At 55.0% G+C, this 14,635-nt stretch carries 12 protein-coding genes; 7 read left to right on the forward strand and 5 right to left on the reverse strand.

The annotated features are described in order from the left end of the window. Positions 1-40 precede the first annotated feature (40 nt). On the reverse strand, positions 41-1,582 hold the full coding sequence (locus tag AC5DDB_RS18320; RefSeq protein ID WP_491741200.1) for a glycerophosphodiester phosphodiesterase: 1,542 nt from the start codon (positions 1,580-1,582) through the stop codon (positions 41-43). A gap of 276 nt (positions 1,583-1,858) precedes the next feature. On the opposite strand from AC5DDB_RS18320, the gene AC5DDB_RS18325 reads away from it, so the two are divergent. Further along, positions 1,859-3,106, forward strand: a complete 1,248-nt coding sequence (locus AC5DDB_RS18325; protein ID WP_491741201.1) for a M14-type cytosolic carboxypeptidase — start codon at positions 1,859-1,861, stop codon at positions 3,104-3,106. Between the two features lie 50 nt (positions 3,107-3,156). Next, positions 3,157-4,893 carry an amidohydrolase gene (locus AC5DDB_RS18330; RefSeq protein ID WP_491741202.1) on the forward strand — a complete coding sequence of 579 codons (1,737 nt, stop codon included), beginning with the start codon at positions 3,157-3,159 and terminating at the stop codon, positions 4,891-4,893. 5 nt (positions 4,894-4,898) lie between these two features. Here the strand turns inward: AC5DDB_RS18330 and AC5DDB_RS18335 are convergent, their stop codons facing one another. Next, positions 4,899-5,099 carry a hypothetical protein gene (locus tag AC5DDB_RS18335; RefSeq protein WP_491741203.1) on the reverse strand — a complete coding sequence of 67 codons (201 nt, stop codon included), beginning with the start codon at positions 5,097-5,099 and terminating at the stop codon, positions 4,899-4,901. Positions 5,100-5,235: 136 nt separating this feature from the next. Beyond that, positions 5,236-5,799: a Cif family virulence factor gene (locus AC5DDB_RS18340; protein WP_491741204.1), complete on the reverse strand. Its 564-nt coding sequence runs from the start codon at positions 5,797-5,799 to the stop codon at positions 5,236-5,238. A gap of 193 nt (positions 5,800-5,992) precedes the next feature. On the opposite strand from AC5DDB_RS18340, the gene trpB reads away from it, so the two are divergent. Genes trpB through AC5DDB_RS18360 form a run of 4 tightly spaced genes read left to right on the forward strand, consistent with a single transcriptional unit; the run spans position 5,993 to position 9,745 of the window. Continuing rightward, entirely contained in the window at positions 5,993-7,201 is a 1,209-nt protein-coding gene (gene trpB, locus AC5DDB_RS18345) for a tryptophan synthase subunit beta (RefSeq protein WP_491741205.1), read from the forward strand. A gap of 57 nt (positions 7,202-7,258) precedes the next feature. Further along, positions 7,259-8,089 (forward strand): tryptophan synthase subunit alpha, encoded by an 831-nt coding sequence (gene trpA, locus AC5DDB_RS18350; RefSeq protein WP_491741206.1) that lies wholly within the window; start codon positions 7,259-7,261, stop codon positions 8,087-8,089. Positions 8,090-8,145: 56 nt separating this feature from the next. Next, positions 8,146-8,493: a co-chaperone GroES gene (locus AC5DDB_RS18355; protein WP_491741207.1), complete on the forward strand. Its 348-nt coding sequence runs from the start codon at positions 8,146-8,148 to the stop codon at positions 8,491-8,493. 58 nt (positions 8,494-8,551) lie between these two features. After that, a complete protein-coding gene (locus AC5DDB_RS18360) occupies positions 8,552-9,745 on the forward strand; it encodes a molybdopterin-dependent oxidoreductase (protein ID WP_491741208.1) in 1,194 nt (397 codons plus the stop codon). A 61-nt stretch (positions 9,746-9,806) separates the two neighbouring features. Here AC5DDB_RS18360 and AC5DDB_RS18365 read toward each other — a convergent pair whose 3' ends face one another. After that, on the reverse strand, positions 9,807-11,765 hold the full coding sequence (locus tag AC5DDB_RS18365) for a DUF1598 domain-containing protein (protein ID WP_491741209.1): 1,959 nt from the start codon (positions 11,763-11,765) through the stop codon (positions 9,807-9,809). Between the two features lie 417 nt (positions 11,766-12,182). Here AC5DDB_RS18365 and mutM point away from each other — a divergent pair, with 417 nt between their 5' ends. Continuing rightward, positions 12,183-13,028, forward strand: coding sequence for a DNA-formamidopyrimidine glycosylase (gene mutM, locus AC5DDB_RS18370; protein ID WP_491741210.1), 846 nt, complete (start codon positions 12,183-12,185; stop codon positions 13,026-13,028). Positions 13,029-13,044: 16 nt separating this feature from the next. On the opposite strand, the gene AC5DDB_RS18375 is transcribed toward mutM, so the two are convergent. Continuing rightward, on the reverse strand, positions 13,045-14,532 hold the full coding sequence (locus tag AC5DDB_RS18375) for a PQQ-binding-like beta-propeller repeat protein (protein WP_491741211.1): 1,488 nt from the start codon (positions 14,530-14,532) through the stop codon (positions 13,045-13,047). Positions 14,533-14,635: the final 103 nt, after the last annotated feature.

The following is a 14,635-nucleotide window of genomic DNA, read 5'->3' on the forward strand; positions in this document are numbered from 1 at the left end:
GGTCTTTTCATGCGCTGAGCAAGGCCTATGAAGCTCTGCTTTATCGGGATCGATAGACCGGGCGTAATCGTTTGATCTTGTGTCGGTCGGCGACTTTGAGCATGGCTTCGAGTCGGTCTACCAACGGGAACTCGACACCGGCCTGAAATAATGCGTCGACACGTTCCGCTTCATTTGCACAACAAAAATTAATATGCACATCGTGCTCGCGGAGTCGTTTTGAAAAAGCGGGAGCGACCGACGTGCCGCCGAGTAATTGAATGAATTCCGCATCCATCTCAATGGTGTCGTTCACATAGTCGAGTGTGTTCGCCTGTCGTTCCATGTTGCAAATTTGAATGCGTTCGTCGACTTTTTGGGCCGCTTTGGCAGCCGCAAGTCCGCACGCCAAAAATACTTGATGTAATCGGTCGGCGGCGACAATCTCCTTCGTCACTTCCTCAGCGAGTTGTGCACTGCCCTTGAGATGCACGTTGAGCCAAATATTCGTCGGCATGATCGCAAGCGTCTCCCGCAAAGTGGGAATGGTTTCTCCCTGAAACCGCGTGTGCTTCCAACCGCCGGCATCGAGTTTCTTTAACTCGGCGAGCGTCAATTCATTCACGCGACCGTGACCATCCGTGGTACGGTCGACTGTTGCATCATGCATGATGACCAGTTTATTGTCTTTGCTGAGAGCGACATCGAACTCAATCATCTGCGCTCCCAAGCGGATGGCCTCGCGAAATGAGGCCAGCGTGTTCTCGGGATGTGTGTCACTAGCGCCCCGATGGGCACAGATGCCGCGGGTCGGCATCGCGATTGCTTCGGGAGATTCGCCAGTCGTGTTCACGAAAATGACCTTGCCTTCTGCACGGCTAATGCCGACCAGTCCGTTCGTATGCGGATCGATGGCAATCCCTTGGCCGGTAAACGGCACGGATTCTCGCCCGACGAACTCAAGCACGTTACCGGTCTTCGCAAGTCGCAGGCGGTACAGTTCGCGTTTATCATGACCGGTCGTGAGCAAATCGTTCCCGAACCATACACCTCCAGAAAGGCTATAGCGGCCGAGATGGCGAATGACAGCATCGGGATAGGTCCAGCGTCCGAGTTCGTTCCAATCATTGTCGAAACGCACGAGAAACGTTTCATGGTTTCTATCCCCATACTTGGCGAAATTGCACCACCAAGAGTTCTGATGTCGCACGACCCAGACGAGACTGCCTGCGTAGTCACCGAGATTTCGGTAGGTTGACAACTTCATCGTCTGGGGATCGAGGACTTTGATCTCGCTGCGTTCCGGCGTTTGCGGATAATTCGAGTGGGCACACAGCAACTGTCCCCGCCAAAGAAATCCGCTATTGAGATGCTCCGCGTCACCGGTACTGACTGCGATGCGTTTCCCGGTCGAACGATCGTACTTAGCCACGTTTTGACTCGAGATGGCATACGCGAACCTTGCATCGGCTGCAGCCGCTTGGATTGCCTCCGTCGCGGGGAACTCGCTGACTTTCTTCCATTGATCGGCTGCCATCGCAAACCAGGGCTGGCTAATCACGAACATCACGAAACAACCAAACCGACCCAGACGCGACTTCATCTCAAGTATCCTTCGGTCAATTCCTCGGTGATGGCTCTCAATCCGGGCAAATTATGGCCCAGTTATGCTGCAGTTTGCCCGGCATCCTAACACGGCCTGAAGCAATAACGATAGCCGCCGCAATGGTGATTTCGTGACCGCCAACTCGCGGAACATATCAACCGACTTGATTGGGACTGGAATTCGTGGATGATACGGCGAGAATGACAAGTTCTGTCGATATGGCTTTCGGTTTGCAGGGGTGATAGCCCTCCGACACTCTTGCGGAGATCGCACATGAAATACGGGTTCTATGTCGTATTCACTCTCGCCTTAGGCAGTGGGGCGAGTGTGTTCGCGAGCGAAAAGCTCCAGGTCGCCTCAGATTTTGAAGGGGCATCTGTCCGGGTTCTGGGGATCGACCAGGAATCGCGGACGATTAGTTTCACGCCCGGAGGTGATCCGGAACGTGGATGGCCATGCTGGTGGTATTTTCGTGTCGATGGATTGACGCCCGGAGAGACGATCACGCTTCGTTTGCAGGGTTCGCTTGCAGCGATTGGCACTCAGAAACCATTGGCGGCATCCTGGGCCATGCCAAAACAGGCGACGATCTCCACTGATGGGGAAACTTGGGAGCACAGCGAGCCAGGCCGACGAGAAGCCGACTGGATGATCTACGAACTCAATCCCGAGGCAAAGTCGGTCTTTGTCGCATGGGGGCCGCCGTACACTCCGGCGGATGCCAGCGAATTTGTTCGTAAGATGGGCGAACACTCTCCGCACGCGGTTGCCACCGAGTTATGCCAATCGCGACAAGGCCGCAGCGTTCCCATGTTGCATATCAAACAAGGAGACCGCACCGATGCCGAACGCTTTGGCGTTTGGGTTCAAGCCCGCCAACACGCATGGGAAAGCGGTTCGAGTTGGGTCGCTCAAGGGTTTGTCGAGTGGGTTCTGAGTGACGAAGAACAAGCCATCTGGCTTCGACAACACGCCGAGATTTTCGTGGTCCCGATCATGGATATCGACAACACCGCGACTGGAAACGGGGGCAAGAACGCACTTCCGCACGATCATAATCGCGATTGGTCGGAAAAGCCGCATTGGAACGAAGTCCGCGCAGCTCAGAAGCATGTTCAAAAACTGATCGACGCCGGACGCATGGATGTGTTTCTCGATCTTCATAACCCGGCCCCGGGAGATCCGAGTTTCTTCTACATTTTGCCTCGTGAATTGCTTGAGGAACCCATGCTCGGGCTACGCGACCGGTTCATTGAGTTGGCATATTCGCGGATCAGCAAGATCAAACCACTTATCCCAATGAGCAATCAACCGAAAGTCACCGGGGCAAGTTATCATCCACTTTGGAAGCAGATTAGTTCGAACTGGGTTAGCATGAATGGCAACCCGCACACAGTTAGTTTGACGCTGGAAACCATCTGGAATTCCAAGAACAGCACGGCAACAGGTTATCGATCGGTCGGCGCGAATCTCGCCAAAGCGGTGAGCGACTTTCTTTCCGAACGTTCGTCACGACCATAGGTCCGTCGGCCACAACTCCCCCCGCGAACTCGACACGAGGATCTTGACGAATGTGGAAAACCGCTGCTGTTGTCATCCTGATTTTGATGGTCGGAACCGTCGCAAACGCGGAATCGGCCGCCGACTTGGTGTTGATGTCAGGGCGAGTCGTCACGGTCAACGCGGAATTCGAAGTCGTCGAGGCACTTGCGATTCGCAACGGTCGTGTGCTTGCTGCCGGTTCCAATGACAGAATTCAGCAATTCATCACCCCGGCTACCAAGGTCATTGACCTGAAGGGGCGGATGGTTCTGCCAGGGCTGATTGATTCCCACACGCATCCAACCTCTGCCGCCCAATTCGAAGCAGATCACGACATTCCCACCTTCGAAACGATCGCCGAGGTGTTGGACTACGTGAAGAAACGAACCCGCGTGGTGCCCAAAGGTGAGTGGATCGGGCTGTCGCAAGTTTTCATCACACGTCTCCGCGAGCAGCGATACCCCACGCGAGCCGAGCTAGATTCCGTAGCTCCCGAGCACCCGGTCGTCTTCCGGACGGGACCGGACGGCAGCGCGAATTCACTGGCGCTCGCTGAAAACGGGATCGACAAGGAATTCGCCGCTAAGCATCCTGAGAACGTGATGACCGATCCCGCAACCGGCGAACCAAACGGAATCCTTCGACGGTTGTCTTCGGTCTTGAAATCGAAATCAAACTCCGTTGGCAAACGTCTGACGTCGGCCGAGCGAGACCAACGACTTGTCGACTTGTTCACCGATTACAATCGCTCTGGGATTACGGGAGTGATTGATCGCAACTGTAGTGACTCCGCCCGTGAGCAATACGAACGCCTGTTGCAAGCCGATCGGTTGACGGTCCGCGTGCGGATGTCGCGTGGGCTCAGCCCGAATGGCAAGGTCGAAGAGATTGAAAAACGGCTCGATGAATTTGTTTCAGACCCACTTTTCGAAGAGCCGCACCCGATGTTGGGCTTGATCGGTGTGAAAGTGTTCCAAGACGGCGGCATGCTTACCGGCAGTGCGTTCTTCCGGCGTCCGTGGGGCGTCAGTACCATTTACGGCATTGAAGACCCCGCGTATCGGGGGATGCGTTACATCGAGCAAGCACGACTCGAAACCCTGGTGCGTGCCTGCGTGAAACGTGGACTGGCATTTACTGCTCACTGTCAAGGTGATGCCGCCGTGGAAGCCCTGGTAGCTGCGTATGAAACCGTCAACGTTGACATCCCCATCGCCCCGACGCACTCGACGGTCACACACTCCAGCTTCATGAGCCGGCAAGCCATCGAGACTGCTGCAAAACTGGGCGTGGGTGTCGACCTGCAACCGGCCTGGCTGTATCTCGATGCACGGACGTTGGTGCAGCAATTCGGGGACGAACGGCTCGAATATTTCATTCCCTTGCGGAGCCTGTTCGAGGCCGGTGTGATCGCAGGTGGAGGGAGCGATCACATGCAAAAGATCGGCTCACTGCGAAGCGTTAATCCGTATCACCCGTTCTTGGGAATGTGGATCGCCGTCACGCGGACGGCGCGTTGGCACGATACGCCAATCCATCCCGAGCAAGCTTTGTCTCGCGAACAGATGATTCGCTTTTACACGAGCAACAACGCTTGGCTGATGCGGGCGGAAGCGGAACTTGGTTCACTCGAACCCGGCAAACGGGCGGATTTTATCATCATCGATCGCGACTTGCTCACTTGCTCTGCGAATGCCATCAAAGACACGCAAGTCGAACAAACGTGGTTGGACGGCCAAAAAATCTATGACCGCGATACCCAGTAATGTCGTCAACCGGCCGAGAACATTCGGGAACTCGAACCGCTGCCATCGTTGGTGATTTCGACCCGCACTGGTTGTGCGCAACGCGGACACCAACCGGCATACGCATCCTTTTGCGCCGTCATGTAAATGCGAGTATAGACGTTGCAGCAGCGAAGATGCAGACCAAGGAATGGTTTCGCATTCGGTTGGGGAGATGAATCCGACATCATGCAATCCCGTAGTTTTTCTTCCGAGAGCAGTCTACCTGCGAGCGGACTCCTTCTGTCGTGCGGGAGTCCGAAGCGTGTTTTATGATGACGTCGTGATCGCTGCAAGATGAATTACTGGCCGAACGACGTGGCTCTATCGAAGAAACCGGTCTAACCAACCGACACGGGTTCCGTCGATAGGGTTAAGTTGCTGAATCTGTACGATTTTCCATTGGCCATCAGTCTGTTTCTCCCAGGTCAGTTCCCACCGAGTCGGACCGCTTCGCATAGCAACTTCGCCCCGACTGCTCACGGAACCGTTTGCCCGGAAATGGGAGATGGCTTCGGTAAACGGTTCCTCTGTGGTCACATAGAGATCAGTGATGTCCAAATCGGTACCGATGTCGTAGATCGAAAGAACACGATCCAATGCAAATTTGACTGCCTCTCCGTAAGGGTTATCGGCAAAGTACGATTGGGCTCTTTCGATGTCTCCATCGACCACGGCTGCCGCTAATTCGCGAACATTCTGCTCGACGACTTCGCCTTCGGTCACAACGGAAACTTCGACCGCGTAGATGACGAGGCAACTCGCCAGGAACACACCGCCGGTGATCAGATAGATCAGTCTTTGGACCGAGTACCATTTGAGCAAAAACGCGACGCCGATCGTGGCGGCAATCATCACGGGCGGCCAAGCCGTTTCGGTAAACCACATGGGGATATTCTCTCTCGGTCGTAAGTTTGTTCTTATAGAGGTAAACGGATTGTAGGCGGTTCTTCAACAAATTACGTCCCGAATTTGTCCGTTCCCAAGTGAGTTGCTTGGCGTTTGGCAGTCTTCCGCCTAAAATCGGACGTCCAAACCACGAGAATAACTGTCATTCATAATTTGCACCGAACGGTACTTCATGTCCACAACCAGCGTTCCCCTGAGTCAAGTTCCCGATTCCGCCGGGCGATTCGGCGAATTTGGACGGCGTTTCGTACCTGAAACGTTGATGCACGCCTTGGAAGAACTGACAGAAGCCTACGCCACTGCGAAGGCCGATCCCGAGTTCAATCGGCAACTTGACGATCTGCTGATGAATTACGTCGGACGACCGAATCCGTTGTATCATGCGGAGCGTTTAAGCGAGCAAGCCGGTTGCAAGGTGTACCTGAAACGGGAAGACTTAAACCACACCGGTGCACACAAGATCAATAATAGCATCGGTCAAGCGTTGCTCTGCCTGCGAATGGGTAAAAAACGGGTGATTGCCGAGACTGGGGCCGGTCAACACGGCGTGGCGACGGCAACCGCTTGTGCAAGATTCGGGTTGGAATGCTGCGTCTACATGGGTGAGGAAGACATTCGACGTCAGAAGCTGAATGTCTTCAAAATGAAAACCATGGGAGCCGAAGTTCGCCCGGTGACGTCTGGTTCTCGGACACTTCGAGATGCCACGAACGAAGCCATGCGTGATTGGATGGCTACGGTCGAAAACACACATTACATCCTCGGTTCCGTCGTCGGTCCGCACCCGTTTCCAATGATCGTCCGCGACTTACAATCGGTCATTGGCAAGGAAGCAAAGAAGCAATGCCAGGCGGCATTCGGACGCTTGCCGGATGAGATCGTGGCGTGTGTCGGTGGCGGTTCCAACGCCGCCGGGATGTTCTACCCCTTCATCGACGACGACGTGAAATTGACCGGTATCGAACCCGGCGGACGTGGCCCAAATGCCGGTGATCATGCGGCTTCCCTGTCCCATGGCGAGAAAGGCGTGCTCCATGGCAGCTACAGTTATGTGCTGCAAGACGATGATGGTCAAACCTTAGATGTGCATTCGGTTTCTGCCGGTCTGGATTACCCTGGCGTCGGCCCGGAACACAGTTACTGGAAAGACGCGGGTCGGGTGCAGTATCTCAGCGTCTCTGATGACGCCGCGTTGGCCGCTTTTCAAAAGATGGCCACGCTTGAGGGGATTCTCCCGGCACTCGAAAGCTCGCACGCAATTGCGCATGTATTGGCAACCAAGGAACAACGATCCGGCGACGAACACATCGTGATTTGCCTATCGGGGCGTGGCGACAAAGACGTGCAAGAGGTCGCTCGCGTGTTGGGGCAAGAAATTTAGGTCGCGTTTCGTTGCTACGGTCGTCGCCATCATTCATTCATCGAGAGAAATCAATTCGTGTCCACTTCACCGATAAGCCAGGTCTTCGAGCAAACACGGTCTGAAGGACGAATGGCGTTTATGCCTTTCGTAACGTCCGGCGATCCTGATATTTCCATGACCGCGGAATTGATCAAAGAGCTTTCGCGTCAGAACGTGGATCTCATCGAAGTCGGTTTCCCGTATAGCGACCCGATCGCGGACGGCCCGGTGATTCAAGCGTCGTACACCCGCGCGTTGCAAAACCGGATCAAGGTCAGCGAAATCTTTGCGATGGCCAAGTCCGTGACGACCGAGGGCTCCGCACCGCTGGTCGCGATGGTGGCGTACTCGTTGGTGTTTCGGGTGGGAATCGAACGATTTCTATCTGAAGCTAAAGCAGCAGGATTTGCGGGTTTGATCGTTCCTGACTTGCCAGGCGACGAGGCCGGTGAGTTTGCCGAGCACGCGAAAAATCATGAGTTGGACTTGGTTCAACTCATCGCGCCGACAACCCCGGAATCACGGACCGAAAAGATCATCCAATCCGCGAGCGGCTTTTTGTACTGCATTTCGATCGCAGGCACCACCGGTGCACGCGATCAACTCCCGCCCGAACTGACAGACCACCTCGACCGTCTGCGTGCGAAAACGGATTTGCCGTTGGCTGTTGGGTTCGGTGTCAGTGGGCCAGAGCAGGTCGAAACTCTTCGTGGACATGCGGACGGCGTGATTGTCGGTTCGAAGATCGTTCGTTATTTGGAACGACTGACGGCCGAGAATGCGAATCGCGACGACATCGTGCGTGAGGTCGGCGAATTCGCGGCCACGATGGTGGAAGCCGTTCGGCAAACGGCGAATCAAACTTGATTGGCACACGCTCCAGGCTAGAACTGCATCCATATTGAACACTTGAGGAAATACCGTTGACGGAATTTGTCGAACCCCTGGGAAATCGCGTTTTGATCCGGAAGGACGAAGCGAAACAAACCACCAAAGGCGGTATCGTACTGCCCGATGACGCGGAAATCCCCACGATCACCGGTCGCATCGTCGAGATCAGCGTGCAGATCGATCGTGACGAAGATTTCCCGATCCGCAAGTACGACAAAGTTCTCTTCCATCCGAAGAACGCAATTCCGGTTGATTTGGAACCCGATAACGTATTGTTCGTTGTTCCCATTGCGGATGTCTGTGCTGTCTTTCGTCGAAATAGTGCAGAAACTCCGTCTGCGTTGACGGATGATCCCGATGCATCCAACGACGATCTCTGATGACGGTGACGGATCACTCACCGGGATGGATCATTTGTTTTCAATAGAAAGCTCGCTAATGCGTAACCTCTCGACACGACGTCAGTTTCTTCGAACCGCGAGTCAAAGTGTCATTGCCGCCGCTGCTCTCGGTAGCGGTTGGCGACCGACATGGGCAGAAACAAAGGCCAACGCCGACGGTGGGTTGATCTATCACACCGAAGTTCCGCCGAACGCTGAACCGCCGATCGAGGAATTGGTCAAAAATTGGATCACGCCGGAGAAGCATTTCTACGTTCGCAGTCATGCACCGTCGCCGAAAATCGATGCCGACCAATTTCGATTGAAGATCGAAGGCCTGGTCGATAGTCCCGGTGAGATCTCGCTCGCCGAATTGATGGACAAGTTCCCGGCAAAAACCGTGACGGCCACAATGACGTGTGCCGGCAACCGGCGGAACGAGCATAGCGCAATTCGTGCGGTCGACGGTGTCCAATGGCAATCGCAAGCTATCGGGAATGCATCATGGACTGGAATTCCTTTGTCGACAGTTCTGAAATCCGTTGGCTTAAAGCCCGACGCGAAACACGTTTGGTTCGAAGGGCTTGATCAGCACCAGAAAAAGGGCAAAACGATTGTGTTCGGCGGTTCGATCCCGATCACGAAAGCCATGCACGATACCGACGAAATGCCGGGGGCGTTGCTGGTCAATCAAATGAATGGGGAACCCCTGACGCCCGATCATGGCTATCCGCTTCGCACAGTCGTGCCAGGCTATATCGGAGCGCGGAGCGTGAAATGGCTGGGCAAAATTGTGGTCAGCAACCGCACCATGCCCAATCACTATGTGCAAGATGCGTACAAGTTGGTTGAGGAAGACACGCCCGGTGCCTGGTCGGAATCCGCGCCGTTGTATCGCTACCCGATGAACTGCGGAATTGCGCGAATTCAGTCGCGATCGACCGACACCCGAGAGGTGATGGAAGTTGTCGGGTATGCATTGCCACCGGGAACCGGGCGTACGCTAAAACGTGTGGAAGTTTCCCTGAACGGGGGCGAGTCTTGGCATCAAGCCAAGTTCGAACGCAAGCCGCAGCCTTACGTCTGGTCGTTGTGGAAACTCGAAGTTCCCGTTCAAGCGGTTCGGGGAATCGCGATCGCACGAGCGGTCGATTCGGCCGGCGAGGCGATGCCAGAGCGTGTCGAATGGAACATGAAGGGGTACATGTTCAATTCCTGGTACCGCAAACCGTTCGATCTCCGCTTGCCTTAAACGCAAACAACGCCTCTGGAAACTCCAGAGGCGTTGTCAGTTTCTGTCGTGACACGAAGTCTTACTTCGCGTCCCACCACCAGCGACCTTCCGGCACGGCAGCGGTGTCGATTTTCGAGGTCAGGCCTGTGAGTCGCTCGGCGACTTTGTAGACCGACTGATCCTTCAGGACGGAAGCCAAATCGGCTCGCACGCCACCAGCCACCTGCACGATCACGTCTTTGCCACCGTAGACTCGGTGATTGACGACCGTGTCAACCGTCTTCGGCACTGCAAATTCTTGCGGTTGGTATTGGCCGTTCGAAGCGAACACGCCATAGCCTTGTGGGTAGCTCACGAGGTTTTCGTGCTGCACAAGGGCGGCGACCAATGCCAGGTCGAAGATGTTCTGAAGGTCAGCGAAGACCGGCTCGCGTTGGGCGAGTTGTGAGTAATTCGCAGTGAACTTCTGAGCGAATTGCGAGTTCGTGGCGGTGGACTCTCCGGTGTGAATTCGTTCGCCGGCGGCGGTCACGAGTTCGTTTTCGGATTGGCACAACACCGAAGAACCCTGAATTTCAAAGACTTGTCGATTGGGGTCGTGCAAGACGGCCTCGTACTTCATCGTCAACCACCATCGCAATGCATCCAGCGAGGGCGGGTTCTGTTGCACGGTTTTTGCGTCGAGCAGATCGAAGAACGACGGAATTTGTGATCCGGCGTCCAACTTGTCGATCCCGATCAGTTTCATTTTGTAGTCGGCTTCGAGCATCACCCGTGCAACACGCGACGTGTTTGGAACACCTGCGAAGACGGCATCTTGCGGGCCGAGTGCTTCACCACATTTGCGGACGAAGCTACGCACACCGGCACCGGCGGAAAGTGAACCGCGAGCGTTGGAACGTTCGACAACTTCCTTGAGATTCTGCATGCCTTCCGGGCGTGGGTCGATCGAGCAGCGGAAGATGTTGCTGCCCGCTGGCGAGAACACACGGAGAACCGTAACCAAGTCGTCGAGGTGCATCATCGGACGACCGGAATCCACACCGACCGGACGGCCGAGTTCGTCGTATTTCCACGCTTCGGCAGGTCCACCGATCAGAACGTCACGATTCTCGGTGTCGAGGAACACGAACTGCACGCGAGACAGACCCGCCAAGTGTTGCATCGTGCTCAAAACCGGTTCGGAGTGGTTCAAGCGGTTAGCAACTGCTTGTTCCAGACGCTTGAGCGAGATGATTCGTAAGTTGCTGGCCTGAGCCATGTCTTCATTAAGATCGGCCTGGCGAGCGCGACGGCTAATCCCCATCAAACGATTTCGGGTATCGGCCTTGCTAACCAACGCCAGTTGGCCAAGCGGATCGACCGAGATCCCGCCGGAGACCATCCCGAATGGCGTTACGGTTTTTTCTGGATCATCCGGGGCCCAAGGGCCGGAGGTTGCGGTTTGAATCAACTGCAAGATTTCACTGAAGTTGGCTTGCGAACCACCACCAGCGAGAGTCTGCTCGGTTTGACGAGCCGATTCGGCTTGCCCGCGAACGCCTGGAAGCGTGATGCGTCCGATGGCATCACCAGCAGCGGCGAATTCCCCGGCTTCGAGTTGCACGTCCGCGATCCGTCGCAGCAGCAAATCGCGTTCTTGAATTTCGGCGATTGTCTGAGCCACTTCATTGGCCAACCCGAACTCACCGGCAGCCAAATGGGCTTCGATTTGTTCTCGGGTGGTCGGTGTTTTGGGCTCGTCAATCACTGGTGTCGTGTCGACGGCCATGACGACCGGTTCCACGACTGGCTGACTGGCTTCGACAGAAATTGCCGGCTCGACTGCTGGTGCGATCTCCGGGGCAGTTTCATCGGCAACGGCCACGTCGGCGGGTTGAGGTTGAGCGACCGGTCGATCACTCGGAGCAACCACGAACCAAGCGGCTCCGAGAACAACCAAGAACCCCGCGACTGTTCCCAGAACGGTCAAACTGGTGTTCCCGCCGCGATTTCGCCCGGCTTGCGGTCGCGGTTTTACTTGCTGAATTTTAAACATTCTCCACTCCCATCGGGGAAAATTGGTCGAGCGGAAACTCCGCACGTCGGCGACATTATGAAGTCAAACGGTGTCTCTCTCGGTAAGAATGCGGCTCGAACGCAGTTTCGCGCAGCGAATTGTCGGAACTCGGCAATCTTGGAGAGTTTTGTCTTGATGGTTGGAAGCCCGCTGAAAACTCAGTTTCGCTTCCTAGACCGGCATCACAAGACGTATTACGGTCTATTAACGAGCATCCCTCGGGAATTAGGCCGCGTCAAGTAGGCGGTGAAATGGAACGCCGTTTCCCAAAGAACCTGTTTTCCCGGAACTGCGGCATCGTAATGAAACGCGGAGACCGTAAAATCCGGGAAATCAATCGATTCGGTACGATCCTGACCACCCGTTACAACCTTCAGAAAACTGGAACGACATTCCATGCCGGAATTGCCGGAAGTCGAAACGATGGTGCGAGGGATTCGTCCACATGTCGCGGGAAAGACGATTGTGTCGGTTTCTATGTGTCGCTGTGCATGCAAACCCATCGCCGTGGCACCGACCGTTCGCACGATGCAAAAGCGGACACGTGGCGAAACCATCTGCACCGTCGAGCGATTGGCGAAACGCGTGGTTCTGAAATTGTCGTCCGACGACGCATTTGTGATCGAGCCCCGAATGACCGGTTTGATGTTGCTTTCGGACCCGCCGGATCCCGAACATCTGCGGATATGTTGGACGCTCTCGGATGGTAAAACTGAGTCGCAGTTGTGGTTTTGGGACCGACGCGGATTAGGGACAGTGCGGTTATACCGAGCGGCGGAACTGAACGAATTGCGAACAATCAAACTCGGCCCGGACGCATTGACGATGACCCGCGAGGAATGGCTGATTCGTTTGGCGAAGACCAACCGGGCGGTCAAGGTGGCGATGTTGGATCAGAAAATCGTCGCGGGAATTGGCAACCTCTATGCCAGCGAGATTCTCCATCTCGCGAGAATCTCACCTTTTACACCATGTGCAGATCTGGTGGAGTCACAGGTCGAACGGATTCACGAAGCCACGCAGCATGTACTTTCCGAGGCAATTCAGTACGAAGGTTCCACACTGTCTGACGGAACTTACCGCAATGCGCTCAATAAGGAGGGTGGGTATCAGAACGAACACCGTGTTTATGCCCGGGCGGAGGAATTCTGTTCGACGTGCGGGAAAACACCGATTCAACGTGTCGTGCAAGCACAACGAGCGACGTTCTACTGTCCAACCTGTCAACCGTCTCCGGAATAGTCGAGCCGCTGCGTGATCAGTCGTCTTCGCGTAACTCCAGACAAACCAGATGGTCTTCACTTCGCAAATACAGACGACCGCGTGACAAAACCGGCGCTGGCCATGCGGGATAGTGAATTTCGGGGTAGTAGGTTCGTTCGAGTTCGACGTATTTTTGGGGATTGACGTCCGCCAGGGTCAGCGTGCCATACTCACCAAGAATAATGAAATGCTTGCCCACTCGGATCAACGAACCCCGTCCGAAAAATGGCGGCGTGACTCGTTTATTGGTTGATCGATCGATGACTTCACCAGTCCGTCGATTGAGGGCAAGAATCGGCAGTTTGTCGATGTCGCCCTCGTAACCGCTTGTCGACCAGACGACTTCCCCGGTCTTCACGGAAATGCAGCGGAGTTCGCCTTCGTGTTCATGCCGACCCGAGAATCCATAAATGTAGCCATCGACTTCAATCGGTGTCGACCAGTGCCCTTGGAGATTGTCCCGGTCTCGCCAAAGTTCCTTGACGGATTTTCCGTCCGCTGCCACCTGCAACAAGACGGAACCAGCTTTGTAGGCTGCGGTCAAGAAGATTTTGTCGCCGTCGATCACTACCGGACGAACCGCGTTGACCGATTCGTGATTCCGCACACGGAACCAGTATTTGAACCGAACTTCTCCGTTCTCAGGATTCAGGGACACCAAACCGTGTCGCAAGAGACACAGCACATGTCGCTGGCCATAAATCGTAGCGGCGATTGGTGAGGAATAACTGACGATTTGCTCTTCACCCGTCCATTTGTAAGTATCGCCTTCCCGATAGCCAGTTTCGACCCCGTCCCAAGTCGATTTGCCGACGTTCTCCCAAAGTGTCTTGCCGGTCTCTGCATCGAACGCCACCACACCGGAATTGGGTTGACCGCCGACCAACACGATGAGTTTGTCATCCTCCAAAATCGGTGTGCAACCGACGCCGAAGAACCACTGCGGAAGTTTCCAATCAGCTTTGACGTCCCGCTGCCAGAGTTGTTTCCCGGTCTTCAAGTCGGTGCAGACCAGTTTGCCTTCGGCTCCGTAGGTGTAGCAACGGTCCTCAGTGAGCAATGGTGTGCAACGCGGTCCGTTGTTGTAGCCGTAGGGATCGGAATACGTGGACGGATAACTTGTTGTCCACATGGTTTCGCCGGTTGCAGCATTCCGGCATTCGATAATTTCTTCATCCTCCTGTCGATGAAAAATCACCAACCGATCCCCAAGGATTGACGGTGCACTGTATCCGGTGCCGATTGGTTGCTTCCAAATCACTTGCGGGCCGGTATCCGGCCAATCACTGATGAGGTTCGTTTCCTGCGACACTCCCGTGCCGTCCGGCCCAAGAAACTTCGGCCAATCCTGACCGGAGCGGAGTTTCGAAGTTGCGGGAGTGGAATCCGCTGACGTTGGTTCTGTGGCCGAACAATCCGCCAAGAAAATGGTGGTCATGACCACAAGACACAGTTTGACTCCGACAAGCAATCGACGACCCATTCGGGGAATCCTTCCAACGACAAAACTTCGAGTGGCATGAAGATATCAGTGTATCCGAGTGCATTGACGATGTCTAAGCCAAGGATCTTCAACGTTGCGACAT

The sequence above is a fragment of the Thalassoroseus sp. genome, assembly GCF_984380535.1.